General features: G+C 44.1%; 27 protein-coding genes. 13 read left to right on the plus strand and 14 right to left on the minus strand.

Going from position 1 to position 24,723, the window contains the following annotated elements:
• Positions 1-119: 119 nt before the first annotated feature.
• The 3 genes from KNQ13_RS12430 to KNQ13_RS12440 all read right to left on the minus strand — a co-directional run bounded on the left by KNQ13_RS12430 (position 120) and on the right by KNQ13_RS12440 (position 2,456).
• The gene (locus KNQ13_RS12430; RefSeq protein ID WP_014969675.1) at positions 120-338 is read right to left on the minus strand and encodes a YhzD family protein; all 219 of its coding nucleotides are present in this window, start codon (positions 336-338) and stop codon (positions 120-122) included.
• Positions 339-395: 57 nt separating this feature from the next.
• A complete protein-coding gene (gene dinB / locus KNQ13_RS12435) occupies positions 396-1,475 on the minus strand; it encodes a DNA polymerase IV (RefSeq protein WP_236624402.1) in 1,080 nt (359 codons plus the stop codon).
• 69 nt (positions 1,476-1,544) lie between these two features.
• Positions 1,545-2,456: a magnesium transporter CorA family protein gene (locus KNQ13_RS12440; RefSeq protein ID WP_026830956.1), complete on the minus strand. Its 912-nt coding sequence runs from the start codon at positions 2,454-2,456 to the stop codon at positions 1,545-1,547.
• Between the two features lie 106 nt (positions 2,457-2,562).
• Between KNQ13_RS12440 and KNQ13_RS12445 the strand changes: the two genes are divergently transcribed.
• Both KNQ13_RS12445 and namA read left to right on the plus strand, forming a co-directional pair.
• Positions 2,563-3,483: an HD domain-containing protein gene (locus tag KNQ13_RS12445; RefSeq protein WP_014969678.1), complete on the plus strand. Its 921-nt coding sequence runs from the start codon at positions 2,563-2,565 to the stop codon at positions 3,481-3,483.
• A gap of 60 nt (positions 3,484-3,543) precedes the next feature.
• Positions 3,544-4,566: an NADPH dehydrogenase NamA gene (gene namA, locus KNQ13_RS12450; protein WP_026830957.1), complete on the plus strand. Its 1,023-nt coding sequence runs from the start codon at positions 3,544-3,546 to the stop codon at positions 4,564-4,566.
• Between the two features lie 64 nt (positions 4,567-4,630).
• Here namA and KNQ13_RS12455 read toward each other — a convergent pair whose 3' ends face one another.
• The 5 genes from KNQ13_RS12455 to KNQ13_RS12475 all read right to left on the minus strand — a co-directional run bounded on the left by KNQ13_RS12455 (position 4,631) and on the right by KNQ13_RS12475 (position 8,701).
• Positions 4,631-5,545 carry a peptidylprolyl isomerase gene (locus KNQ13_RS12455; protein WP_026830958.1) on the minus strand — a complete coding sequence of 305 codons (915 nt, stop codon included), beginning with the start codon at positions 5,543-5,545 and terminating at the stop codon, positions 4,631-4,633.
• Positions 5,546-5,866: 321 nt separating this feature from the next.
• Positions 5,867-6,958 (minus strand): IS200/IS605 family element RNA-guided endonuclease TnpB, encoded by a 1,092-nt coding sequence (gene tnpB / locus KNQ13_RS12460; RefSeq protein ID WP_026830959.1) that lies wholly within the window; start codon positions 6,956-6,958, stop codon positions 5,867-5,869.
• A gap of 199 nt (positions 6,959-7,157) precedes the next feature.
• Positions 7,158-7,727, minus strand: coding sequence for an HTH-type transcriptional regulator Hpr (locus tag KNQ13_RS12465; protein ID WP_026830960.1), 570 nt, complete (start codon positions 7,725-7,727; stop codon positions 7,158-7,160).
• An 84-nt stretch (positions 7,728-7,811) separates the two neighbouring features.
• Positions 7,812-8,153: a hypothetical protein gene (locus tag KNQ13_RS12470; protein ID WP_014969682.1), complete on the minus strand. Its 342-nt coding sequence runs from the start codon at positions 8,151-8,153 to the stop codon at positions 7,812-7,814.
• A 122-nt stretch (positions 8,154-8,275) separates the two neighbouring features.
• Positions 8,276-8,701: an HIT family protein gene (locus KNQ13_RS12475; protein WP_034774517.1), complete on the minus strand. Its 426-nt coding sequence runs from the start codon at positions 8,699-8,701 to the stop codon at positions 8,276-8,278.
• A 132-nt stretch (positions 8,702-8,833) separates the two neighbouring features.
• Here KNQ13_RS12475 and KNQ13_RS12480 point away from each other — a divergent pair, with 132 nt between their 5' ends.
• A complete protein-coding gene (locus KNQ13_RS12480; RefSeq protein ID WP_026830962.1) occupies positions 8,834-9,901 on the plus strand; it encodes a TcaA second domain-containing protein in 1,068 nt (355 codons plus the stop codon).
• Positions 9,902-9,988: 87 nt separating this feature from the next.
• Here the strand turns inward: KNQ13_RS12480 and KNQ13_RS12485 are convergent, their stop codons facing one another.
• From KNQ13_RS12485 to KNQ13_RS12500, 4 genes are read right to left on the minus strand one after another with little or no spacing between them, the layout of a single operon-like run.
• Positions 9,989-10,240, minus strand: a complete 252-nt coding sequence (locus KNQ13_RS12485) for a GlsB/YeaQ/YmgE family stress response membrane protein (RefSeq protein WP_014969683.1) — start codon at positions 10,238-10,240, stop codon at positions 9,989-9,991.
• Between the two features lie 32 nt (positions 10,241-10,272).
• Positions 10,273-10,524, minus strand: a complete 252-nt coding sequence (locus KNQ13_RS12490; RefSeq protein ID WP_014969685.1) for a GlsB/YeaQ/YmgE family stress response membrane protein — start codon at positions 10,522-10,524, stop codon at positions 10,273-10,275.
• Positions 10,525-10,556: 32 nt separating this feature from the next.
• Positions 10,557-10,808: a GlsB/YeaQ/YmgE family stress response membrane protein gene (locus KNQ13_RS12495; RefSeq protein ID WP_014969685.1), complete on the minus strand. Its 252-nt coding sequence runs from the start codon at positions 10,806-10,808 to the stop codon at positions 10,557-10,559.
• Positions 10,809-10,859: 51 nt separating this feature from the next.
• A complete protein-coding gene (locus tag KNQ13_RS12500; protein WP_209548428.1) occupies positions 10,860-11,111 on the minus strand; it encodes a GlsB/YeaQ/YmgE family stress response membrane protein in 252 nt (83 codons plus the stop codon).
• Positions 11,112-11,440: 329 nt separating this feature from the next.
• On the opposite strand from KNQ13_RS12500, the gene KNQ13_RS12505 reads away from it, so the two are divergent.
• Complete coding sequence (locus KNQ13_RS12505; protein WP_026830964.1) at positions 11,441-12,181, plus strand: ABC transporter ATP-binding protein; 741 nt, start codon at positions 11,441-11,443, stop codon at positions 12,179-12,181.
• A complete protein-coding gene (locus tag KNQ13_RS12510) occupies positions 12,178-13,317 on the plus strand; it encodes an ABC transporter permease (RefSeq protein WP_014969687.1) in 1,140 nt (379 codons plus the stop codon). Before KNQ13_RS12505 ends, KNQ13_RS12510 begins: the two co-directional genes overlap by 4 nt.
• Positions 13,318-13,415: 98 nt before the next feature.
• On the opposite strand, the gene KNQ13_RS12515 is transcribed toward KNQ13_RS12510, so the two are convergent.
• Positions 13,416-14,711, minus strand: coding sequence for an ammonium transporter (locus KNQ13_RS12515; RefSeq protein ID WP_026830965.1), 1,296 nt, complete (start codon positions 14,709-14,711; stop codon positions 13,416-13,418).
• Positions 14,712-14,828: 117 nt separating this feature from the next.
• On the opposite strand from KNQ13_RS12515, the gene KNQ13_RS12520 reads away from it, so the two are divergent.
• The 7 genes from KNQ13_RS12520 to mscL all read left to right on the plus strand — a co-directional run bounded on the left by KNQ13_RS12520 (position 14,829) and on the right by mscL (position 21,623).
• Positions 14,829-15,131 (plus strand): MerR family transcriptional regulator, encoded by a 303-nt coding sequence (locus tag KNQ13_RS12520; RefSeq protein WP_014969689.1) that lies wholly within the window; start codon positions 14,829-14,831, stop codon positions 15,129-15,131.
• Between the two features lie 143 nt (positions 15,132-15,274).
• The gene (hemE, locus tag KNQ13_RS12525) at positions 15,275-16,321 is read left to right on the plus strand and encodes a uroporphyrinogen decarboxylase (RefSeq protein WP_026830966.1); all 1,047 of its coding nucleotides are present in this window, start codon (positions 15,275-15,277) and stop codon (positions 16,319-16,321) included.
• The gene (hemH, locus tag KNQ13_RS12530) at positions 16,318-17,250 is read left to right on the plus strand and encodes a ferrochelatase (RefSeq protein WP_209548427.1); all 933 of its coding nucleotides are present in this window, start codon (positions 16,318-16,320) and stop codon (positions 17,248-17,250) included. Before hemE ends, hemH begins: the two co-directional genes overlap by 4 nt.
• Entirely contained in the window at positions 17,240-18,658 is a 1,419-nt protein-coding gene (gene hemG, locus KNQ13_RS12535; protein ID WP_026830967.1) for a protoporphyrinogen oxidase, read from the plus strand. The genes hemH and hemG overlap by 11 nt, the downstream gene beginning before the upstream one ends.
• 139 nt (positions 18,659-18,797) lie before the next feature.
• Positions 18,798-20,258 (plus strand): cardiolipin synthase, encoded by a 1,461-nt coding sequence (cls, locus tag KNQ13_RS12540; RefSeq protein WP_209548426.1) that lies wholly within the window; start codon positions 18,798-18,800, stop codon positions 20,256-20,258.
• Between the two features lie 72 nt (positions 20,259-20,330).
• The gene (locus KNQ13_RS12545; protein ID WP_236624404.1) at positions 20,331-21,224 is read left to right on the plus strand and encodes a Cof-type HAD-IIB family hydrolase; all 894 of its coding nucleotides are present in this window, start codon (positions 20,331-20,333) and stop codon (positions 21,222-21,224) included.
• A 21-nt stretch (positions 21,225-21,245) separates the two neighbouring features.
• Entirely contained in the window at positions 21,246-21,623 is a 378-nt protein-coding gene (gene mscL / locus KNQ13_RS12550; protein WP_026830969.1) for a large-conductance mechanosensitive channel protein MscL, read from the plus strand.
• Positions 21,624-21,715: 92 nt separating this feature from the next.
• On the opposite strand, the gene KNQ13_RS12555 is transcribed toward mscL, so the two are convergent.
• Positions 21,716-23,890, minus strand: coding sequence for an ATP-dependent helicase (locus KNQ13_RS12555; RefSeq protein ID WP_026830970.1), 2,175 nt, complete (start codon positions 23,888-23,890; stop codon positions 21,716-21,718).
• A 246-nt stretch (positions 23,891-24,136) separates the two neighbouring features.
• Between KNQ13_RS12555 and KNQ13_RS12560 the strand changes: the two genes are divergently transcribed.
• Positions 24,137-24,610, plus strand: coding sequence for a GNAT family N-acetyltransferase (locus tag KNQ13_RS12560; RefSeq protein WP_236624405.1), 474 nt, complete (start codon positions 24,137-24,139; stop codon positions 24,608-24,610).
• The last annotated feature ends 113 nt before the right edge of the window (positions 24,611-24,723 follow it).

Consider the following 24,723-nt stretch of genomic DNA (forward strand, 5'->3'; position numbering starts at 1 on the left):
CATGCAAAAACACCTCCGATGTTAGTACTTTTTAAAAGTGTACCACTCCGAAGGTGTTTTATATTGTCTCAAAATTTTAGGTTAGCCCACAGCTCCATTCAATTGGACCGAGGTTTTTGTTATGACGTTTTTCCTGTTGGAACGAGACGAGGAAGGTAGGCCCGTTCAAAATGAATCAACTGTCCGGCACGGGTCACGCGTGCCCCGCGATGTTCCAAGTCTGCTTCTTTCAGACGACGGATGCCTTCCTGACGTGCCTCTGCATCTGAAGGGGCGTCAAACGTATCATCCAGTAACGTGTCTCCTCGATCTGAAAATGCGGTAATCGTATAAAGCATGGCTGATTCCTCCTTGTCGGAAATGACTAACTTAAGTGTAATGAATAGTGGTTCATTTTACAAGTAGGAATCAATATCTTGCCACGTCAACTGTTTAGAAGGAGAGGGGGACTCAAGATGACTGACACTCATCCCGATTAAACGAATCGGACCTGTAAATTCAATTTCATTAAACAACTTGGTCGTAACGCGTAGTAACGTTTCCTCATCAGCCGTTTCTTCTAAAAACGTATACCGTCTAGATCGGGACTGAAAATCTTCCGTTTTCCATTTAATCGTGACGGTTCGGCAGACCAGTTCCTTTTGATTAAGTGTCTTGACGACTGATAGAGCTTCACGTTTCAACGTCTCAAAAATGGTATCGATATCTTCTGTATCTTCTTCGAATGTACTTTCGGAGCCGATTGATTTCCGTTCACGGTGCGGCCGGACCATTCGTTCATCTTCTCCATGCGCCATCGTATACAGTTCGGTTCCCCGATCCCGACCGAGCAGGCCCCGCAGTTCGGCAATCGGCGATTGTTGGAGATCTGCGACCGTGTTGAAACCATGTTTCCGAAGCGTTTGCTCGGTTACTTTTCCGACCCCATGTAAATCCCCGATCTCTAATCCTGATAAAAATGGTAAAACAGCATCCGGAGGCAAAACGGTTAATCCGTTCGGCTTTTGATGACCGGAGGCAATTTTGGCGACCAGCTTTGAGTTCGATACGCCGGCAGAAGCGGTCAAACCTGTCCGTCGTTTGATTTCCGTCAGGATGTACTGGGCGATATGCGTCGCGCTCGTCATCTGCAGGTTATTTTCTGTGACATCAAGATATGCTTCATCGAGTGACAGTGGTTCGACGAGTGGTGTGACTTCTAGGAACAACTCCATGATTTGGGCACTGACAGCACGGTACACTTCAAAACGAGGGCGCAGGAAAACTGCCCGTGGACACAGTTGGAACGCTCGTCGAGATGGCATGGCGCTGTGAATCCCATATTTTCGTGCTTCATACGAACACGTTGCGACGACACCCCGCGCATGAGGAGGACCACCGACGATGACGGGAACACCTTTTAGATGTGGACGGTCGCGTTGTTCCACGGATGCATAAAAAGCATCCATGTCGACATGAATGATTTTTCTTCCCATCATCGTCTCCTCCTTTCCTTCAATCTGATAGTTCGTTACACTAAGTATAACGAACTTATGTTCTGTTATCTATTTTTTTACACTCGACTTCTTGTTTGGCATGCGGACGAGCGCTCCTAACCAGCCACGGCGTTTCATCCAATAAAAGATTCCGCCGGTCGTGAGGAAAATCAAAAACAAGGAACTCGCGTATCCATATTTCCAATCGAGTTCCGGCATGTTTTTAAAGTTCATTCCCCAAATTGCGCCGAGGGCCATCATCGGAGTTGCGACGGCCGTGAAGATCGTTAAGGCTTTCATGATTTCGTTTCCCCGGAAGTTCGACACGGTCGTCGAAAGATCGAGCAATACTTCGATGTCTTTCTGATAGTGCTCGATCAACATCAAAAGCCGTTCGACACGTTTTTCTGCCAGTCGAAAGGCAAAGGCATCCGAATACGTGGTGTGTCGGATGAAGGCTTCAGGACCGGCCAAAACAAGCTCACGGAACGGAACGATCAAATCAGACCAATTTTCAATCGTGTCACGTAATCCGAAGATGCTGTCGAGCGAATTTTCGTCAATGCTTCCCCGGAGTTCATCTTGTCGTAAAAAAAGTTCCGTCTCGAATGCATCGATGCCGTTAAAGTACGTGTTCATTTGAAGGGCGAGAATCGAATAAAAGGCTTCAAAAGGTGTCGTCGCCTGATAGGGTTTGACCAAAGAGACGGTATGGTCCGATAAACCAATCGTGATCAGTTCCGTAGGTGAGACATAATAACAGATGGAACGGCGATCACTTTTATCATCAGGATTTTGCCAAGTCACGATTGATCCATATAACACGTCGAGTTCGACGCGTGTAAAGTTCATGTCTTTCGTTCGAAGTTCAGTCAACCAGTCTAGTTTAGATGAAGTCGTGTGTTCAAGCTGGCTGAAGTGTTTTTCGTATGCGGCAAGTGTCGGATAACGATGCCAGTTGAATCGTAAGTTGGATTCCATGTTTTGAGCTCCTATATAGTAAAATGGTAAAGTGATAGATGACGGTCAGATGGCTGTGTGAATATACCCGCCAAAAATGAATTCAGATAAAAGGACGTGTTGTGAAATGAAAGGTATCGGTCAGTTAGCAATTGGAGAAATGCTCGATCAGCGAGTCATGATCAAGCAGGCATTAAAAGGAATCGCGGCAAACGGAAAACCGTATCTGACATTAATCTTAGCAGATAAGACCGGTGAAATTGAGACAAAGATGTGGGATACGAGCGATCTTGATAAATACGCGCCAAAGTTTATCGTCCATGCTGCGGGTGAAGTGATGGATTACCGCGGACGGACACAATTGAAACTGAAACAGATTACGGTTCTTGATGAGACGAACGTTGAAGAGTACATTCAGTCCGCACCGCTCCCGCGTGAACAAATCGAAACCGAGGTCCTGAGCTTCATTGAGTCGATTCACCATGCCGACATGAAAAAGCTAGTTAAACATTTAGTCATCAAGGAATTTGATGCATATTTCACGCATCCCGCAGCGGTCAAAAATCATCATGCCTTCTACTCGGGGTTATCGTATCATGTCCTGTCGATGTTGAAGTTAGCAGATCAAATCGCACGTCTTTATCCGACGTTGAATCGAGATTTATTGATTGCTGGTGTCGTCTTACATGACTACGCGAAAATCAAAGAATTATCCGATCCTGTGACACCAGAGTATACGCTCCCAGGGAAATTGGTGGGTCACATCTCGTTGATGGTGGCCGAATTAGGAAAAGTCGGTGCCGAGTTACAAATCGATGCCGAGGTCTTGACGGTCTTGCAACATTTAGTTCTGAGTCATCATGGTCGTCCGGAGTGGGGATCGGCTGTCGCACCACAAATGCGCGAAGCAGAAGTCCTGTTTTTGATTGACAACTTAGATGCTCGGATGACGATGATGGATCGTCTACTGGAGTATGTAGAACCCGGACAATTTTCGGAGCGGTCGTTTGCGCTGGATAATCGGTCATTTTATCGTCCGAAACTCTAATCAGTGAACAACATACGAAGAGCGCAGAAATGATTTTAAATTGATCAGAGGAGTGAAAGCATGAAAACCAAGTTATTTGAAGCTGTCCAAATTGGACGAGTTCTGTTCCGAAACCGTGTCATCATGGCACCGATGTGTATGTATAGTGCAAAAGAAGATGGGTTAGTAACGGATTGGCATGTCACACATTACGCGTCACGTGCCGTTGGTGGTGTCGGTGGTGTCATCTTGGAAGCAACGGCAGTCACACCGGACGGACGGATTTCAGCGGGGGATTTAGGCGTCTGGTCAGATGATCATGTCGAAGGATTACGCCGGATTGCCGATCAAGTGAAGGCAGCCGGTGCAAAGGTGGGTGTCCAATTGGCACATGCCGGACGAAAAAGTACGACGGCAAAGCCACCTGTTGCCCCGTCAGCCATTGGGTTTGATGATTCGTACGAGGAGCCACGTGAATTGACGCTTGAAGACATCGAAATCGTCAAACAACAATTCGTCGACGCTGTACTTCGAGTGGAGGAGGCAGGTTACGATTTCATCGAATTGCACGGTGCGCACGGATATTTGATTAATACCTTTTTATCTCCGCTGTCGAATAAACGACAGGATCAATATGGAGGATCAATGGAAAATCGGATGCGCTTCTTATTAGAAATCATCGATGCGATTCAAGAAAAGTCGAACATCTCGTTATGGGTTCGGATATCTGCTGCCGATCATGCAGAAGGTGGGATGACGGCTACAGACTATATCCCACTGGCCGACGAATTACTGAAACGAAAGATCGATTTGCTTGATTGCAGTTCAGGTGCAGTGGTGGCCAATGCGGTACCTGATGTGTATCCGGGGTATCAAGTCCCGTATGCGGCTGAAATCAAACGAGCGACAGGCATGAAGACGGGAGCAGTTGGTTTGATCACAACAGCGACACTTGCGGAAGAAATCGTTCGCAGTGAACGAGCCGACGTCATCTTGCTCGCGCGTGAGCTATTACGTCAACCGTACTGGGTCTATCACGCGGCAGCAGAGCTCAAGGACGAAGTGAGTTTGCCGAAACAATATGAACGGGCTCCGATTCGTTAACGAGAATAAAAAGTAGAACCAAAAAAATCCCTGCCTTCCAAGATGGAAGCAGGGATTTTTAAGCTTATTGTTGTTGCTGTTGCATTTGTTGTTGCATTTGCTGTTGTTCTTGTTTGTCGAGATCAAAAGCATCTTTGAAGTCTTTGTTTTCGATTTTAACATCGTATTTTTTGATCAATGAACGATAGATATCGTTTGGATTGACTTGAGCAGCTTTTTCTTCTGCTAATGCTTTTTTGATACGATCTGATTCTTTTTCGAGCGTAAAGTCTTTTTTCTCTTTACGATCCGTTACTTTAATGATGTGGTATCCGAATTGCGTTTTGATTGGGTCAGAAACTTTACCTTCAACGCCATCTTTGAAGGCATAGTTTTCGAACTCCTCGACCATTTTACCTTTTGTGAAGTATCCGAGGTCGCCGCCCTTCGTAGCACTACCTGTATCTGTTGATTTTGCTTTTGCGATTTTTGCGAAATCGCCACCGTCATCCAATTGTTTTTTGATTGCTTTTGCGTCTGCTTCTTTTTCAACAAGGATATGGCTTGCTTTAACTTCGACTTTTTCTTGATTAAAACGGTCTTCGATTTCTTTATCCGTTACTTTTGATTTCGCAGATTTTGCTTCAGTCAACAGAAGTTGTGTGCGAAGGACTTTTTCAAATTCTTTTTCGTTTTTGATTCCAGCGGTTTGCAGTGTCGTATTGAACTGTTCCTTATCCGGGAACTGATCTTTCGTCTTTTTGACTTCTGCATCGACTTCTTTGTCCGTTACTTTTTTGCCGTATTCTTTTTCGAGCAACTCGTTCATTGTTTGTTGGAAAGCAATTTGTGCACCTGCTTTTTGATAGGCTTCTTCTTGGACGTCCGCTTTATTGACTTCGCCACCTTTGTAGTTGATGACGGCTTCGTCGTTTGAACCACATGCTGCTAATGTGAAGACACTTGCTACTGCTGCTACGCTTAAAAGTTTCTTTTTCATACATACACCCCTAATTTACCATTTATTTCAACCGTTATATCATATCATATCTTCGTTATCTTGACAGCTTTCCTCAAAATCGAAAGTGATTTGTTCTTACCCCATGCTATCATAATCATTACATCGTGAGACGACTATTTTTGTGGGAAATTGTGAAGGACCTGAGCGTTTTGAGACAAAACGGTAAAAGGAACGTCACTGTGAACAACTCACCACTTATTTGCTTCGCAAATTGAAGTGGGAGCTTCTTGGGAAGACCGTACTTTTACGAGCTACGATTATTTACCAAGCTCATCGGATGGTTCCCACCCTGAAGGGTTTTCAGTCTGCTAACATCAACAAGTTGATACTTGCGTTGATATCTCGATCATGATGCACACCACAAACACATACCCACTCGCGCACATCCATTGTTTTCTTCTCACCTTTTACTCCACAAGAAGAACAGATTTGGGTCGAGGCGAACCATTGATCCGCTTTGATAAGTGTTCGCCCATAGAATGTGCATTTGTATTCCAGCTGTCGGACGAACTCATACCAACTGACATCTCCAATCGATTTGGCAATCTTATGGTTCTTCATCATGTTCTTCGATTTAAGTGTCTCGACGACGATGACTTGGTTATCGTCAACCATCCGTTTCGACAGCTTATGAAGAAAATCTTGACGTTGATTTGCAATCTTTTCATGCTTCTTGGCGAGGATCATCCTAGCCTTCTCTCGGTTCTTACTCCCGATTTTCTTGCGGGACAGGGCGCGTTGCGCCTTCTTTATCTTCTCTTCGGACTTTCGAAGAAAACGAGGATTGTCAACTTTCTCAGAAACCCTCTCATCATTTGTCATGATGGCGAAGTGCTCCAAACCAAGGTCGATTCCTACTTTATTCTTGGCTGGAACCCATTGCTCTTCGGCTTGATCTACAAGGATGGAGATGAAGAATTTCCGGGTCTTCGTCATCGAGACCGTCGCGGACTTGATCACACCATCAAACGGACGATGTTGTGTCAACTTCACAAAACCGATTTTAGGAGGTTTCACCTTACGATCTTCGATGCGGATGCTTCCCTTCAGATTGTTTGTTGTGTAAGAGGCTCGGTCGTTGTGCTTCGATTTGAACTTCGGAAACCCGACAGACTGATCTCGAAAAAAGTTGTGATACGCCTTGTTTAAGTCCATCTGAGCGTTCGCAAGAGAAAGACTGTCGACTTCTTTGAGGAAAGGGAATTCGGGCTTGTACTTCGCTGGGGTTGGGAGCTTCTGCTTCGCGTCAGGATTGAGCTTCGAATCTTCGTACAATCGGATACGCTCTTCGAGCATCTTATTGTAGACGAAACGGACACAACCGAACGTCTTCACGAAATATTCTTGTTGGGGTTTCGTCGGATAGAGTCGAAACTTGTACGCCTTTAGCAAAGCAATCACTCCTTTCAATTTGATTCGTTATACTCATTTTATCGAACGATTGGAGTCTTGAAAAGACAGGCGATTCATCTCCCACCTACGCTGGGTTTCACCATGAGACGCTTAGAGGTGGGAGAATTCTCGCTAAATTTAGTTAAAAAAACAAAAAACGTCCTAGGCCCTGGAGGCTTAGAACGTCGGTGCTAACATCTCAGGCTTTCTTGATGGATTCGACGACTGGATCTTGTGGGCGACGATCGGCTTCTTCTGTAATCATTTTGGATGTTTCGGCAAAGATGTCCATAAAACTATCGCCGTACAGACGACGGACAATCGCAGATATGTCGGTCAGCTCGGGGAATTTCCCGTAAAGCTCTTGAAGCGGTAACGAAGCACGGAACACACCATTTTCCTCTGGACGGAACGCTTGAATCGTTTCAAGTAACAAACTTTCGCCTTCCGGTGTCAGTTGGACGTAGGTATTTCGTTTATCGGTCTCTTTTTTAGAAAACGTTAAAAGACCACGGTCTTCTAATTTTTTCGAAAAGTTAAAGGCCGTCGAAACGTGCATCACACCGTATTTTGCAATTTCAGAAATCGACGCACCACCTAAGGCATGAGAAATCCATAAAATATGGTGTTCGTTAATGTTTAAATCAAATGGCTTGATCCAATTTTGCCAATCTTTTTCTACCGTTTTCCATAGTGCTTTGCTCAGTTGGACAATTTTATGACTGTATAACAGTGCTTCTTGTCCAGGATATAATTTTTCTTGTTCCATATCTGACTCATCCTTTCGAAAGGTGACAATGGCTCAAACGCGCAAAATGCAAACTATACAAAAACAAATCGAAGCAGTGGATCTTTACTGTTGGGGAGTGAGATGATTGACGTCTTGTTTTGCCTCATCGGCAAGTTTTTGAAGACGTGTCAGCGATTCTTGAACCTCTGATTGATACTGAGAGACATCTTTTGTTACTTCTTCTTTAAACGTCATGCCAGAAAGTTTGGCTGTCTCTATTAGATTCTTTCCCTCCTGCGTCAAATCCTGCACGTTCGTTACGATTGTAGAATAAGAATTTCGACGTTGTTTACCATTCGAAGAGTCACTTTTAGTACCTTGGCGAAGCGCCTTCAAACCGTAAAAAGTCACAAGCGACAGCGTAGCACCAAAAGCGACCCAGTTACGATGGGGACGCTTCGACATAGTTTACCTCCTTTTTGATATTAAAATATTTGTTTCATATTATTTTACCGAAAATCCGATATTGGAAACCTATTTTGGCAATATTTCTAAAATGAGTCAGTAATTGATCTGTTTTTCAGTCATTATAGACGGCTTTTGATCGATTCAGCGATTGTAGCTAACTCTTCAGCCGTATAGTCGTCGTTATGAACTTCCCATTTGGCGCCAAATCCATCGTGCTTATCATGGCGGGGGATGAGATGGAGATGGAAGTGGGAAACAGACTGTCCGGCTACCTTTCCCGTATTCGAGAGAATGTTCATTCCGGCTGCTCCTGTTTCTTGTTGCAAGGCGCGGCTGATTTCTGGAACAGCTGCAAAAACGGCTTGAGCATCTGCTTGAGATAAATCATAGACATTGTCTGCGTGTTGTTTTGGGATGACGAGGGTGTGACCTTTCGTGACTTGAGATAAATCAAGAAACGCTAGAACCTGTTCATTTTCAAATAATGTGTAGCTTGGAACTTGATGATTTGCAATCTTACAGAAAATACAGTTTTCTTTTTGCAATGAGCTCACTCCTTTAATATAGATGTAGTATCAGTATACTCGAGGAAATCCGTCTTGCGGGCGATTGACAAGGATATGAAGGGTTTCTAAACTAAAGGAAATCGTCGGAACAAGAAAGTAGGGGAAATTGAAATGCCATCTCGCATCACCGCATACGAAAAAAAGAGAAAAAGAAATCAACGGATAGGTCTCATTGGCGGCATCGTACTTTTGGTACTTGTGATGGCTTGGTTTGGCTGGAGCCAGGTCCGACCAGCAGCAGAACGTCAACAGACAGATGAAGTATTTAAAAAGGCGCTACAAGAACGGGATCGTAAAACGTTTCAGGAACTGATCTACCTCAATAACAAACCGCTACAGATGGCGGATAGTAATCGACTCATGGACTGGTTCTTGGCAGATCCGCAACGACTCGACCGTGCTGTCGCTGAAATCACGTCTGACCAAAAAAAATATCCACAAAAAACGAAAAAAACAGCGGAACAAGATTTATTTGCACTGAAAAAACAAGCCGGACGATTTTGGTATGATACCTATATCCTTCATTTGAATAAGCAAACATTAGAAGTGACAAGCGATACTGAAGGAACAGAAATTTCAATCGAGGATGCACCGGTCGGAAATCTGAATCAGGAAAAACCATTAACAATTGAACGATTTCCAGGAGAGTATGAAGTTTCAGCCCGCGTTGAAGCAAACGGTAAAACCGGACGTGCGAGTAAAATTGTACAGCTGGGTGACCAAAAAACGACGACGATTGCTTTTCAGCTGGCCGAGCAAGTTGCTCCGGATCAAAAAGAGCAATATGGTATCGATATTGAGAAATTACTAGAGGCAGAAGTCAAGGCAAGAACAGGTAAAACGGTCGAACAAATGACGGATTATATCGGTCAAAGTCAAAAAGAAGTGGAGCAGACGTTTGGTCCACCATCAACACGTGTCGCGAATAAGACAACCTATGACGGATTTGAAGTGACCTATGACAAACAAGAAGTACAAAGTCTGTTGATTGATTTAAATAAAACACCTTCCGAACTCGAAGCGGTAGCGGGAAAACCGCAATCAAAAGCAAAAGAATCGGTTGGGACGGTCTGGAAGTACCCGGCAAACTTTTTTGAAGAGTTGTTAGGATGGTTAAACATTAAGTCAGAGAAACGTGTCATTGAGCGATCAGGTAAGATGTGGCTTGAATTACGGTGAATTTTTTAGATAGAGGTCTCATATCAAAAACAGACGAAAAACCACTAAAGACAAAGCGTCTTTAGTGGTTTGTTGTAGTAAATTAGATTATCGTTTGTTGACCGCACGAAGGATGAACGAAACGATTAAGATTAAGATGATTGCACCTAAGATAGCAGGTACGATGGCGAAGCCAGCGATATCTGGTCCCCAGCTACCGAACAATGCTTGTCCGATCATTGAACCAACAAAACCTGCGATGATGTTACCGATAATTCCACCTGGTACATCTTTACCGAGAATAAGACTTGCTAACCAACCAATAATACCACCAACGATTAAAGCCCATAAGAATCCCATTTAAAACACTCCTTTTAAATTTAGTAGTCTAATTATTTACGACGAACTGAACGAAGAACCAACGATACGATGAAGATCAAGATGACTGCACCTAAGATTGCTGGAATGATTGCGAAACCAGCGATATCTGGTCCCATTGTACCGAAGATTGCTTGACCGATCATTGCACCGACGAAACCTGCGACGATGTTACCGATGATACCACCTGGTACATCTTTCCCGATAATAAGACTAGCTACCCAACCGATTAATCCACCGACGATTAAAGCCCATAAGAATCCCATTTAAAACACTCCTTTTAAATTTAGTAGTCTAATTATTTACGACGAACTGAACGAAGAACCAACGATACGATGAAGATCAAGATGACTGCACCTAAGATTGCTGGAATGATTGCGAAACCAGCGATATCTGGTCCCATTGTACCGAAGATTGCTTGACCGATCATTGCACCGACGAAACCTGCGACGATGTTACCGATGATACCACCTGGTACATCTTTCCCGATAATAAGACTAGCTACCCAACCGATTAATCCACCGACGATTAAAGCCCATAAGAATCCCATTTAAAAACACTCCTTTTGTAAGTTTACGTTCTGATTTGTTATTTCGATAAATTATTTACGACGAACTGAACGAAGAACCAACGATACGATGAAGATTAAGATGACTGCACCTAAGATTGCTGGAATGATTGCGAAACCAGCGATATCTGGTCCCATTGTATCGAAGATTGCTTGACCGATCATTGCACCGACGAAACCTGCGACGATGTTACCGATGATACCGCCCGGTACATCTTTCCCGATGATGAGACTAGCTACCCAACCGATTAGCCCGCCAACGATTAAAGCCCATAAGAATCCCATTTGAAACACTCCTTTTCTTACTTAAGATTTACCTGTTTTCAGGTAGTTGTAAACACATTGAAAGATGAAAGTCTTTAAATACTCTTTAGTAAGCGAGGTAAATTATTAAAAGTAAAATGGCTAGACGATTATACCAGTTACCTCTCAAAGAAGTTTGTATTTAAAATACTACTTTCAATTTTTGTAAGTCGTTTTCATATATTGATGTAACGATTACACTTAGAGTAATTACCGTAAAAAGATGTATTCAAACCTTTTCTTAATAAAAAAAATGATCAGGAGTAGAAAAGTGAGAATGATTTGTCTAGGATAGTTAATGAAGGGAGTGCATGATCGTGTTATTAAAAATAAATGATTTGTCAGGTGGGTATGGATCCAAAAAAGTGTTGCATCATATTGATATAACAGTAAAACAGGGGGAATTGGTTGGACTGATTGGTTTGAATGGTGCCGGTAAATCGACAACGATTAAGCATATCCTCGGTTTGTTACCTGTGAAATCGGGAGAAATCTTAATTAATGGTGTCAGTTTGGAAGCAGACGAACAAACGTATCGAAAACAAGTAGCCTATATTCCGGAACAACCGATGTTATACGAACAATTGACGTTGCGGGAACATCTACGGTTGATGGCACAAGGATATGCCGTTGATGAAACAACAGCGGAAGAACGAATCATCCATTATGCTACGCGCTTACGCATGACGAAACAATTGGAATGGTTTCCAAGCGTTTTTTCTAAAGGGATGAAACAAAAAGCGATGATTCTCTGTGCACTGATCACGGGAAGTGAACTTTTGATTGTCGATGAACCGTTCGTAGGACTCGATCCGTTAGCGATTCGTGAACTGTTGGTGATTTTTAGTGAATTAAAAGCAGATGGAAAAGGGATTTTGATGTCAACTCATATACTAGAAACGGCGGAACGACATTGTAATCGATTCATCTTGTTACATGAAGGCCATATTGCAGCGGAAGGAACGACGGAAGAATTACGGAACCGGTATGAACTCCAGCAAGGTTCACTCGACGACATTTATGTAGCGGCCATCGAGGAGGCGGAACGATGACCAGTTCCGCACTATGGAGAACACGTTATCAAGCCGCGATGGCAGAAATGACAAAGTACACGCGGTACATGGCGAACGGCGGATTGTTATTTACGGTTTACTTCGTGGTTTTATACGGACTGGTCGTCTATGGTCGATTTTTGGATCAAATCGATCCTGATTTCCCCGGGCACCTCCTCATGGGGGGGTTATTCATTTTATTAGCATTCTACCGATCAGCACGAACATTTTTAGTTGAGGCCGATCAAGTATTTTTATTGCCTAGTCTGCCACGTTTAGATGGATATATGAAACGTGTCCGGGTATACAATGCTCTGTACGGAATGATCCGGGTGATTCTCCCGTTTTTAGCGGTCTCTGTTCTATATGTACGGACAGAACAGACGACAGCTGGCGAATTGATTTTGTTATTCGTCTCTTTAGGGATGATTGGAGCTGCTGCGAACTTATCGAAACTAGAAGGAATCAGTCATCGGATCGTTCTTTTGTATGCGACAGGTGCAGGAGTCCTCGTCATGCTGGACATGGGATCGTTCAGTATCGTCGTTACGAGTTTGTTGTTGCTTACGCTTCACCTCAAAAAACAAGAACAGTTACCTTTGATGGAATGGATTACGCTCGAGCAGGAATCACGTGATCGGTTTTACCGGATTGCGAACTGGTTCGTGGATGTACCGCGTTTGTCAACGACCTATAAGCGCCGACGTCTGTTAAGTCATCTCGTCGAGAAAATCGGATTTGATCAGAAGCGAACATTTGATTATCTCTACATGAAACAATTTATCCGAAGTACAGACGGAATTGGTTTGATTGTCCGATTGACATTGATTGGTGCAGTGTTCATGTGGCTTGCAAAAGACAGCGGGTGGCTCGTGACGTTAGCGATTCCGGCGTTCAGTGGATTGACGAGTTTTCAACTTGCACCGTTTACCCGGGCGATTGATTCTCATCTGTTGACACGCCTGTTACCATTTGGAGATGCGGTATCTTCAAAACGAAAAGTCATCCGTGTCGCGTCATTCTTACAGGTGATGGTCCTCACACTGGCAGGGGTTATTCTCAGTGGTGAAGTTACTGTTTTTGTAGGGGCAATCGTGGCACTTGGCATTGGCGAGTACTATGCGCGAAAAAAATAAGTAGATGGCTTCACGCGCTTTTTTAGGCGAACAATGAGACCCGATTCCCGTCCGAGCAGACAGGGAATCGGGTCTCATTTGTTTGACGAAACAACTGGTTAGTTGACCTTCTCCGTTGTTTCTTCTTCGTAAGCCTTTTTCAACTCTTTGCTGATGGGAGCGGGAAGGTCGTAAGACGCCTGTCCGTGTTCAGCAACATCCAGTCCACGTAACTCATCTTCCCGGGTAATCCGTAGACCAATCGTGACATCAAGCAGTTTGAGGAAGGCGTAGCTTAAAACGCTGACGATAACGACGGCGAAGACGACACCCAGTGCCTGTACGCCAAGTTGCGTAAATCCGCCACCGTAAAACAGTCCGGCTTGACCGATTCCTGTAATTTCAACGAGTCGTGGTGAAGCGAAGAATCCGGTTGCAAGTGTTCCCCAGATGCCGGCTACACCATGAACAGAAAAAGCACATAACGGATCATCGACACGACGGGCAAGTAAGATGCTTGTTCCATACGTGATGACACCAGCGAGGAAACCAATGACGACAGCTGCCCACGGTTCGACGAAGGCACAAGCAGCCGTGATGGCGACGAGCGCTGCGAGGACACCGTTGATGATCGAAGGGATATCTGCGACCCGTCGATGCCAGAAGGAAATCGCAAGTGCGCCGAGTGCACCGGCTGCTGTCGCAAGAAGTGTCGTCAAGGCGACATAGCTGAAGAATCCATCGGCAATCGTCAAGGTTGAACCAGCGTTAAATCCGAACCAACATAACCAGAGGATAAAGGCACCAACGACAGAATAGATGACGTTATGACCAAGCAGTGGTGTTGTTTCTGCGCCAATCCGCTTTTTCAAAATTAAGGCCGCGACAAGTGCCGCAATCCCACCTTGCAAATGGACGACCGTTGATCCAGCGAAATCTTGCATACCGAGTGAACCAAGAAAACCACCGGCCCAAACCGAACGAGCGATGATTGGATAGATGATGGCAACGAAAAATGTACCGAACAACAGATAAACCGAGAGTTTGGCACGTTCTGCAAAACCACCCCAAGCAATTGCTAATGACACGGCAACAAAGGAAAGTTGGAAAAGAAACTTCACATCGATTGTCACATTTGACCAATCAAGACTTGAGAACCCACCTTGAAGGAAAAAACCTTCCGTTCCGATCAAGCCAGGTCCATCTCCGAACGTTAATCCAAAGCCAATCGCCCAAAAGGCGAGGGCGGCGACGGAGAAACTAATCAACTGTTTGATAGCGACGTGTCCAGCATTTTTAGCTCGTAACATCCCTGTTTCAAGTAGTAAAAACCCAATCTGCATCGTAAAGACAAGTAAAGTAGCGAATAAGACATAAAACGTATCAACTGAGACTAACATTTCTTCTAGATTCATCATCGTTCCTCCTTTATCAATTTAAAGTATGTGTTTACTTTAGACGGAAATCCTTTCCAAGAAACGTCTTGTGTCAGAAAATCTGACATGGTATTTTGGAGGAAAGGAGTGACGAAGATGAATTACCGGGAGAAAAAGGTGATGACGATCGGTATTGTCTGTGAATTGACCGGTTTATCAGAACGTCAAATTCGTTACTATGAAGAACGGAAATTGATTTTCCCAGAACGGACGAACGGGAAAACAAGAAAATATTCATTTACCGATATTGAACGACTAGTAGAAGTCGCGGAGAAAATCGAAGAGGGTTGGCGGACGCATGAAATTCGTGAAAAAGATCGGAAAGTGACCGAACAACAACGCTCGGATTTGATTCGTGGACAATTGAATGCAGCGTTTGGTCTTTATAAGAAACGGTGAACATTTGATGAACGGGTAACGGAACTGTAATTTTGTAAACGATTTATTGGCACACCGTTCTGAATTTCAGATATAATGTTTCTGTGTTCACAAACTTATCGTGTGTTATTTTAGGGCGTTAGAACGAGTATAAAGGGGTAGTTATGATGAAAAACTTTAATGATACATTTTTACGAGCCATTCGTGGTGAAGAGGTAAGTCATGTACCCGTCTGGTATATGCGACAAGCAGGTCGTTATCAGGCAGAGTATCGTGAAATCAAGAAAACACGGACGTTGTTTGAGATTACACATGATTCAGAGTTATGCGCGTACGTCACGGAGCTACCTGTCAAACAACTAGGGGTTGATGCAGCGATTCTCTATAAAGACATCATGACACCTTTACCATCGATGGGCGTTGATGTCGAAATTAAAAGTGGGATTGGTCCTGTCATCGCAAATCCGATTCGGACGATGGACGATGTGCAAGCCTTACAACCATTCAACAAAGAAGACATTCCTTATATCTTTAAGACGATTGAACTGTTACGTGAGCGTCTCGAAGTTCCATTGATTGGTTTCTCTGGGGCACCCTTCACGCTAGCCAGTTACATGATTGAAGGTGGTCCGTCGAAAGGCTATCACAAAACAAAAGCATTGATGTATGGTCATCCTGATGTATGGCATGCTTTAATGGAGAAACTCGGAGACATGGTGATCGAGTATATCAAGGCACAAGTCGATGCAGGCATTCAAGCCTTCCAAATCTTCGACTCGTGGGTCGGTACGACAAGTCGCAAAGATTACGTCCTGTATATCAAACCAACAATGGAACGGATTTTTACTGAGTTAAAAGAAACAGGCGTTCCAATGATCATGTTTGGTGTCGGAGCAAGTCACTTAGCAGAAGAATGGCACGACTTACCGCTAGACGTCGTTGGACTCGATTGGCGTCTGTCGATCGACGAAGCCCGTGAACGTGGACTGACGAAGACATTACAAGGAAACCTTGATCCATCCTACTTGCTCGCACCTTGGGAAATTCTCGAAGCCAAAGCAACGGAAATTCTTGATATGGGAATGAAACGTCCCGGATTCATCTTTAATCTCGGTCATGGTATCTTCCCGGAAGTCGATCCGGAAGTCTTAAAACGTCTCACTGCATTTATCCATGATTATTCGAAAGAAAAAATGGGGGTAGCGAAATGAAAACACTAGGATTACTTGTCATGGCGTATGGTACGCCGTATAAACCGGAAGACATCGAACGTTATTACACGCACATTCGTCGCGGACGGAAACCGTCTCCAGAAGCATTGGCTGAACTGACAGAACGGTATGAAGCGATTGGTGGTGTTTCACCGCTTGCGCAAGTCACGATTGACCAGGCAGAGGAATTGCACCGCCAATTGACAGAAAAATATGCAGGTGAGATCGAATTCAAGCTGTATCTGGGTCTGAAGCACATCGAACCGTTCGTAGAAGATGCGGTCGAGCAAATGGCGAAAGACGGCATTACGGAAGCCGTTACGGTCGTACTGGCACCACACTATTCGACGTTCAGCATCCGTTCATACAACGGTCGGGCGAAAGAAGTAGCGGATAAACATGGTATTCATCTGGCGTCTGTTGAATCCTGGTATAAAGAAGAAGCATTTATTGACTGGTGGGGGACAGAAATCCGGAAAACATTTGACGCTTTACCGGTTCCGGAAGAGAAAGCCGTATTGGTCGTATCAGCACACAGTTTACCGGAAAAAATCATTGCAAACGGTGATCCGTATCCGGAACAATTAAAAGAAACGGCAGAATTGATTGCAAAACGTGCGGGCGTCCAACATATGATTACCGGATGGCAGTCAGCTGGGCAAACACCAGAACCATGGCTCGGACCAGACGTTCAGGATTTAACACGTGACGTCTATGAAGCAGAAGGCTATGAAGCGTTTATCTATGTGCCAGTTGGCTTCATCGCAGATCATTTGGAAGTCTTATTCGATAATGACTACGAATGTAAGGTCGTCTGTGACGAACTTGGAATTCACTATGCCCGTCCGGCTATGCCGAATGCGGATCCTGCCTTCATGAAAGCCGTGACAGAAGCTGTTTCAAAACAGGTTGGTAGTTATGTCAAGTAAACGTCTCGTCATCGTCGGCGGTGGTATTACCGGTCTTGCCGCTGCCTATTACGCAGAACGTTCTTTTCCGAACTTAAATATTACGTTACTCGAAGCAGGAGAGCGTCTTGGTGGTAAAGTCGCGACGTATCGGGAAGATGGATTTATGATTGAACGTGGACCCGATTCATACGTTGCACGAAAACACATCTTGACGGATTTGATTGAAGCGATTGGGCTTGGGGATCAACTAGTCCGGAACAATACATCACAAGCCTTTATCCTGGATCCGGTTGGTCTCCATCCGATTCCAAAAGGATCGGTCATGGGTATTCCGACAGATTTGGAACTGTTTCGAGAAACCACATTATTGACAGAACAGGAAAAACAAGAAGTCACGGACTTATTGTTACATCCTTCTGAACAGTTGACGATTCCGGAACACGATATCCCGCTTGGTGAGTATTTACGACCGCGGTTGGGGGATGCTTTAGTCGAAAAATTGATTGAACCGCTGTTATCGGGTATCTATGCTGGAAACATCGATAAAATGAGTACGTTTGCGACATATCCTCAATTTGTCGCAAACGAACAAAAAGCCGGTTCCTTGTTTGAAGGGATGCGTTTGATGCGTCCGCTAGATCAAACTCCTAACACGCCACAAATGACAATCAAAGCGACTGGACAATTTTTATCATTAGCAACCGGTCTTGAGTCATTGATTGAGCGGTTGGAAGAAACGTTAGAACAATCCGAAATCCGTCTGGAAACACCGTTGCTTGAGATTACACGGGAAGACGGACGCTACCGCTTGAAGACGGATCATGGTCCGGAATATGCGGATTATGTCCTCTTGACGATTCCGCATCCTCAAGTCGTTCAGCTATTACCGGAGGCGCATGTACCGGAACTCGAACAGTTGACGACCCATTCGACAGCGACGATCACCCTGATTTTTGATCAGCAAGAATCGTTGCCGATCGAAGGAACAGGGTTTGTCGTTAATCGCCGAGCACCGTATTCGATCACAGCCTGTACGGCGATTGATCAAAAATGGAATCATTCGGCACCAAACCATACGGTCTTACGTGCCTTTGTCGGCCGACCGGGCAATGATCATCTTGTTCATGAATCGGATGAAACTCTGCAGAGAGCTGTTTTGCAGGATTTAGAAAAAATTTGCAATCGGAAATTAGAGCCGAAACAAGTCATCATCAGCCGATTAATAGATGGTTTGCCTGCTTATACCGTCGGACATGCGGAACGGACACAACGTGTTCGGGATGAAGTGTCGGCAAAGTATCCAGGCATCTATCTCGCAGGTCTTGCTTACGATGGTGTCGGCTTACCTGACTGCGTTGCCAGTGCAAAAACGATGATTGAATCGATTGCACTGGAACAATCACATGCTGGCGAGTCGATCAACTGACTTTCATGTTTTCATAAAGTGTACGAACATCAGGATTGTTCTGATGTTTCGTACACTTTTTTGTTTCAATCTCTACAAAAATAAGGAATAGCTTATACATTGGGGAAAAGTCCTGACAGACACGAAGGAGGGGATTGCTTTGCTTGAGATTTTAAGCACGTTTCTCGTCATTTTGGCGTATGGATTGATCATCATGAATCTGTTGGCCGTCGTCACCGTCATCTTTTTAGAACGGCGCGATATCGGTGCAACGTGGGCCTGGGTCTTGATTCTGTATTTTGTGCCGCTCATTGGATTTCTCATCTACTTATTTTTCGGACGCCTCTTGAAAAAAACGGACTTCCATCATGTCGAAGAGAAGGAAAAACAAGAACAGGCACGGCGTGTGGCATTACAACTTGAAGAGCTGAATCATCCGCAGACACAGATGCGTCATCCTGCTGTCGTACGGTATGACCAGTTGATCCGAATGAATTTAATGTCAAACGACGCGTTACTCAGTTTTAAAAATGAGGTCGTGATTTTATCGGATGGAGAACAAAAATTCAATCGGATGATGACTGATATTTTGAACGCGAAATATGAAATCAACATTCAGTACTACATCATTCAAAAAGATTCGTTAGGACAGGCGTTGATCGCAGCACTGACAAAAAAGGCGAAAGAAGGGATAAAAGTCCGGTTACTTTATGATGCCGTCGGTTCGCGGGATTTAGGACGAAAAGATTTCAAAGAGCTGTTGCTTCATGACGGGGAAGTGTTTGCCTTTTTTCCACCGACGATTGGTTTGATCAACTTTCGGCTCAACAATCGGAATCACCGGAAGTCGTGTATCATCGACGGAAGAATCGGCTACATCGGAGGATTTAATGTCGGGACTGAATACCTCGGGATTGATGATAAGTTTGGGTACTGGCGGGATACGCATTTCCGGTTAGAGGGAGAAGTCGTACACGACCAGTTGGATCGTTTCATTCTCGACTGGAATCAGGCGAGCGACAGTTACACGGCCAAAGAATTTTTCCGTTATGGCACGCATTCGGTCGAACAGGCCTTGCCGATGCAAATCGTGACATCCGGACCGAACTCGAAAACAGAGCATTTAAAAAATATGTTAATCAAGATGATTTCGTCAGCCAGACAATCCGTTTATATCCAATCGCCTTATTTTATCCCGGACGCGAGCTACATGGATGCCTGCAAGATGGCATTATTATCAGGGGTAGAACTGAGAATCATGATCCCGAATAAACCGGATCATCCGTTTGTCTACTGGGCGACGACAGCAGCAGTCGGAGAACTGATTGATTACGGGGCAAAGATCTACACGTATGAACCCGGATTTCTACATGCAAAAACGATTGTCGTCGATCAAGAAATCGCATCAGTCGGAACGACGAACATCGACGCAAGGAGCTTTAGGTTGAACTTCGAGATGAATACCATCGTTTACGACGCAAAGGTCGCAAGCGCACTAGCCCGTTTGTTCGAAGAGGATTGTCTTGTCTGTGAACGATTGACTGCTGAGAAATACGCAGAACGGTCACGCATGATTAAATTCAAAGAGAGTATCTCGCGACTGCTGTCCCCGATTTTGTAGTGTGAGAAGAAGGGCGAAAACAGGAAAAGGACAAGAGAAATGGTATAGTGTAACTGAAAAAGACAAAGGAGAGTGAACGTTTTGGCAAAAGCAATCAAATTATTGATCTCAGACATGGATGGTACGGTATTATCCAGCAAACAGAAAATAGAACCGGAAACGATTGCCGCGATTCAAGCGGCAAAAGAAAAAGGTATTGAATTTGCGATTGCGACAGGACGAAATTACTTAAACGCTAAAGAATTGACGGATCAGGCAGGAATCGTTTGTCCGATCATCGCATCAAACGGTGCACGTGTCTTGACGGTTGACGGAGAAGAATTAAGTGCAACGACATTGACGGCTGAACAAGCGCAACAGATTTATGGCATCATCAGCCAATATGAAGTCTTCTTCGAGATGTTTTGTGATCAAGGTCTTGTCACCGCTCAAGGATCAACGATTGATGCAGCCTATGATTCGCTCAAGGAGATGAGTGAAGAAAGTGATCGTGCGAAAGATGTCCTCGAGTTTTTCCATAACCGATATTATGTCAATGAAGACGTCAAGATGATTGATGGATTCCGGTCGTTCATTCGGAATCAAGCAGGGCAAGTCTTTAAATTCATATCGTTTTCATTTGATCAAGACTTGATGAAAAAGATTTGGAAAGAGATTGAAGAAAAAGTGGACGGCATTTACGTAACCTCATCCGGTCATGATAACATCGAAGTCATGGCACTTGGTGCTGATAAAGGCACGGCTGTCAAAACACTGGCGAAACATCTCGGCGTATCCATCGACGAGGTGGCAGTGATCGGCGACAATCTAAATGATGTACCGATGTTCAAGGTTGCTGGAATGGCGATTGCGATGGGGAATGGTCACGAAGAAGCGAAAGCAATCGCCCATCAAGTCACAAAAACAAATGATGAGAACGGTGTTGGTTACGCGATTGGCCAATTGGCGGACAAAGCGTGGACGTAACGTCGGAGGAGGTCACCAACCGTGTTCAAAGCGTTTAAGGAGTTTGCGTTTCGCGGAAATGTGATTGATTTAGCCGTCGGCGTGATCTTGGGAGCCGCTTTTAGCGGTATCATCAAATCTTTAGTCGACAGCATCTTCATGCCGCTGATCGGAATAGTGATCGGTGGGATTGACGTGAAAGAGTTATCAGTGACGGTCGGGAAAGCCAAGTTGCTTTACGGACAGTTCCTTCAGGCAAGCATCGAGTTCATTTTGATTGCCTTTGCTTTATTTTTGTTCGTCAAGGGCATCAACAGCTTCCGCCGGAAAGAGGAAGTCCCAGCAGAAGTGGTCGTTCCGACAACGGAAGAAAAGTTATTGACCGAAATCCGGGATGCGTTAGTGCGTCGCAACGATTGACGACTAAAAAGAATCCGTAAAAAAAGGAAAATCGCTCATTCTTAGCTGCAGGACTACGCCTGATAGTTAAGAAGTAGAGCGATTTTTTTAACTTAGAGAATCGTTAACAAGTGATTTTCAGAGCAAACTTGCAGGGATAGTTGTTTGTCGATGCCTTTATCGAATTGAATGTCGAGTACATCATCCATTACATGAATAATCGTACCGTCACCAAACGCGGTATGACGGATCCGCATGTTTTGCTGAACAGGCAAAATAGGGATGGACGCTTTTTCAGTTACCCGTTGACTCCGCGCGTGTGCTATTTTGGCGGTGTCATTTGGATGAAGAATGTGCCGGATATTTCCGATGAACAGGGACTCTTCGACCGGCTTTGATTTATACCGGTAGGACAACAAATGAAGGTCGTGACGTGCCCGTGTCATACCGACATAAAATAAGCGGACCGCCTCTTCCATCTCTTCTAACTGCCCGTCTTTGTAAGACTTGATATTATCAGAGGACGGAAGTACCCCGTTGATCAAATCAATCATGAAGACCCGATCGAATTCAAGACCCTTTGCACTATGAAAAGTCGACAATGTGACGGCATTCTGATGTTTATTTGATTTTGCTTGCCGCATCAATTGTTCAAGATGCAGGATACGTTCCTTAAAAGCAAGCGCCGTCGGAAGGTCACTTGCGACATTTTCAATCGTATTAAGCATCTCGAGCAGAAAATCAATGCTGAAGCCAAGACTATCACTCATTTTTTTAAGGTTTTTTTCATAACCGAGTTCGTTTCGGATCAGCGTTAATGCCGATGCAGGTCGAGCCGTCCGAATGGCAGCGAAAACCGATTTGATGGTCTTTAATTGTTTCTTTTGATAAAACTTCATCTCGACATGTTGGATCAATAAATCAAATACATTTTCACCATTTCGCAGCTCATATAAACGTTGGAGTTGGACTTTCGAGATGTAACCGGCGAACTTCGTATGGATTTGTGCCAATAGATCAACGTCTGAAGGATCATTCGCCAGTTCAATGAAATGTAAGATATCCTTTAAAACCCAATGGCTAAAGAATTTATGGTCGATGTCCTTGATATAAAAAGGAATCCCTGCCAGATCAAGTGCGTTCATGACATTGATCGAAGAAGAATTGTTTCGATACAAAATCGCGACTTCCTGATAATTAGTTTCTTCCCGTAAGTGACGAATGACATAACGGGTCTGGTCTTCATAGGCAGGTAATGTTTCCACGACAATCGGGCGGGAAGAAGGGTTTTTTGTAAACATTTTTTTAGGATGCCGGACTTTATTTCGTTGAATGAACCGATTGGCCGTCTCGACGATTTCTTGCGAAGAACGGTAATTCTGCTCCATATACAAGACGGTAGCATCCGGGTACGTATCCTTAAAATGGATGATTTTAGAGACATCTGCTCCGCGCCAGCTGTAAAGGGTTTGGTCATCATCGGCGACGACACACAAATTGTTGTTCGGTAATGCTAATTTTTCAACAAGCTGGTGTTGGACCAGTGAGGTGTCCTGGCTTTCATCCGTCAAAATGTACTCAAATCGTTGTTGATACGTCGCTAACAATGAAGCATTTTCTGCTAAAATCGTATTGGCATACGTCAACATATCATCAAAATCCATTAAAGGGTGAAGCGGATCACGTAGTTTGAATTGTTCATAAGCAAGATAGATTTCCGGAAAATGTTTGATGGTCGTTTTTAACGTTTCGAGATCTTTTTGTGACAACAAACGGTTTTTGACAAATGAAATCATCCGCAACAATTCATCCATCTGATCTTCCGTGATGACGCTCCGATTGATGTCTTGAAAAATTCGACGGAGGATCATCCGTTTATGCAACGGTTGTTCGGAACGGGGAGAAGATGATTTCTCGATTGCCCCTTCGATGATCGTATAATGAAGGCGATTCGTTGCCGCATAGTCACGAACAACCTGAAAGGCAAAGCTGTGAATCGTCGAAAAAGAAGCGGTCGTTCCGATTAGATGATGGAACCAGTCGTGAAAACGTTCTGCCATTTCGTGAGCAGCAGCTTTACTGAACGTTAAACCTAAGATGGATCGTGGATTCACTTTTTTTTCAAGAATCAAATAAGCAATTTTAAAATTCAACGTTGTTGTTTTCCCGGATCCCGGGGAAGCGAGTAATAGAAGGGGACCTTGATCATGTTCAATCGCTTGGCGTTGCACATTGTTTAGCTTGGTTCCGGTTTCAAGCTCCATACGTTCGAAAAAGTCTGTCGACATCGTTTTGTTCACCTCTTACATCTGTAAACTCAAATTTCTCTTCTTAGTTTAGCATTTTCAGTTCGACAATTGATTAAGTCTACAAAAGAAGTGGAATAGAAGTAAAGAGAAAACCTTTCAGTCAACATCCCTCAAACATTGGCTAAAGACATCTAGAACATGTAAAATGTAAATAGATGTAAGGAGAGAAGCGTATCTCTTCGATTAATGGAAGGCGGAAAAAATATGTCTCAAGTGAAGTTAGTTATGTATACCAATGAACACTATGAACAATGTGATGCATTTATTCTTCCGGAAGAACAAATCCAATTTACGACATTTCCGACACAGGTGGTGTCAGAAGCGTTAGAAAATCCCGATAAATTTCCGGTTGTCATTAAAAAGGATACAGAAGTCGTCGGTTTTTTCATCCTGCATTTACATCCTCCCAAAACACATCGGACAGATGAGAAAAGTGTACTGTTGCGTGCCTTTTCGATTGATGCCCGGCATCAACAGCAAGGATATGCGAAAGAAGCGATGATGCAGTTGCCGGCCTTCGTGAATAAACATTTTCCTGAAGTGACAGCCATCACGTTAGCCGTCAATAAAAAAAATATCGCAGCAAAATCGTTGTACTTCAAGACAGGATACGTCGATACGCTGCAGTCTGTGATGGGACCGATTGGAGAACAGCATATCTTAGCATTTGATCTTCAAAAAGAAATCACATTCGGATAAAAAAAGCACACTCCTCAGTTCAAACTGAACTGCTCCCCGTCAAGTAGACAGGCGAAATAATAAAAATCTTTTAAACGGCTTGAGCCCTGAATTCCAGCGGACTCAAGCCGTTT

It is taken from the genome of Exiguobacterium sp. s128, from assembly GCF_018618815.1.
GTDB classification, from domain to species: Bacteria; Bacillota; Bacilli; order Exiguobacteriales; family Exiguobacteriaceae; genus Exiguobacterium_A; species Exiguobacterium_A antarcticum.

Bases quoted from the DNA above. Each gene is read 5' to 3' on its own strand.
- KNQ13_RS12430 (WP_014969675.1), bottom strand. From the start codon at position 338: ATGCTTTATACGATTACCGCATTTTCAGATCGAGGAGACACGTTACTG.
- dinB (WP_236624402.1), bottom strand. From the start codon at position 1,475: ATGGGAAGAAAAATCATTCATGTCGACATGGATGCTTTTTATGCATCC.
- KNQ13_RS12440 (WP_026830956.1), bottom strand. From the start codon at position 2,456: ATGGAATCCAACTTACGATTCAACTGGCATCGTTATCCGACACTTGCC.
- KNQ13_RS12445 (WP_014969678.1), top strand. From the start codon at position 2,563: ATGAAAGGTATCGGTCAGTTAGCAATTGGAGAAATGCTCGATCAGCGA.
- namA (WP_026830957.1), top strand. From the start codon at position 3,544: ATGAAAACCAAGTTATTTGAAGCTGTCCAAATTGGACGAGTTCTGTTC.
- KNQ13_RS12455 (WP_026830958.1), bottom strand. From the start codon at position 5,545: ATGAAAAAGAAACTTTTAAGCGTAGCAGCAGTAGCAAGTGTCTTCACA.
- KNQ13_RS12465 (WP_026830960.1), bottom strand. From the start codon at position 7,727: ATGGAACAAGAAAAATTATATCCTGGACAAGAAGCACTGTTATACAGT.
- KNQ13_RS12470 (WP_014969682.1), bottom strand. From the start codon at position 8,153: ATGTCGAAGCGTCCCCATCGTAACTGGGTCGCTTTTGGTGCTACGCTG.
- KNQ13_RS12480 (WP_026830962.1), top strand. From the start codon at position 8,834: ATGCCATCTCGCATCACCGCATACGAAAAAAAGAGAAAAAGAAATCAA.
- KNQ13_RS12485 (WP_014969683.1), bottom strand. From the start codon at position 10,240: ATGGGATTCTTATGGGCTTTAATCGTTGGTGGTATTATTGGTTGGTTA.
- KNQ13_RS12490 (WP_014969685.1), bottom strand. From the start codon at position 10,524: ATGGGATTCTTATGGGCTTTAATCGTCGGTGGATTAATCGGTTGGGTA.
- KNQ13_RS12495 (WP_014969685.1), bottom strand. From the start codon at position 10,808: ATGGGATTCTTATGGGCTTTAATCGTCGGTGGATTAATCGGTTGGGTA.
- KNQ13_RS12500 (WP_209548428.1), bottom strand. From the start codon at position 11,111: ATGGGATTCTTATGGGCTTTAATCGTTGGCGGGCTAATCGGTTGGGTA.
- KNQ13_RS12505 (WP_026830964.1), top strand. From the start codon at position 11,441: ATGATCGTGTTATTAAAAATAAATGATTTGTCAGGTGGGTATGGATCC.
- KNQ13_RS12510 (WP_014969687.1), top strand. From the start codon at position 12,178: ATGACCAGTTCCGCACTATGGAGAACACGTTATCAAGCCGCGATGGCA.
- KNQ13_RS12515 (WP_026830965.1), bottom strand. From the start codon at position 14,711: ATGAATCTAGAAGAAATGTTAGTCTCAGTTGATACGTTTTATGTCTTA.
- KNQ13_RS12520 (WP_014969689.1), top strand. From the start codon at position 14,829: ATGAATTACCGGGAGAAAAAGGTGATGACGATCGGTATTGTCTGTGAA.
- hemE (WP_026830966.1), top strand. From the start codon at position 15,275: ATGATGAAAAACTTTAATGATACATTTTTACGAGCCATTCGTGGTGAA.
- hemH (WP_209548427.1), top strand. From the start codon at position 16,318: ATGAAAACACTAGGATTACTTGTCATGGCGTATGGTACGCCGTATAAA.
- hemG (WP_026830967.1), top strand. From the start codon at position 17,240: ATGTCAAGTAAACGTCTCGTCATCGTCGGCGGTGGTATTACCGGTCTT.
- KNQ13_RS12555 (WP_026830970.1), bottom strand. From the start codon at position 23,890: ATGTCGACAGACTTTTTCGAACGTATGGAGCTTGAAACCGGAACCAAG.
- KNQ13_RS12560 (WP_236624405.1), top strand. From the start codon at position 24,137: ATGTATACCAATGAACACTATGAACAATGTGATGCATTTATTCTTCCG.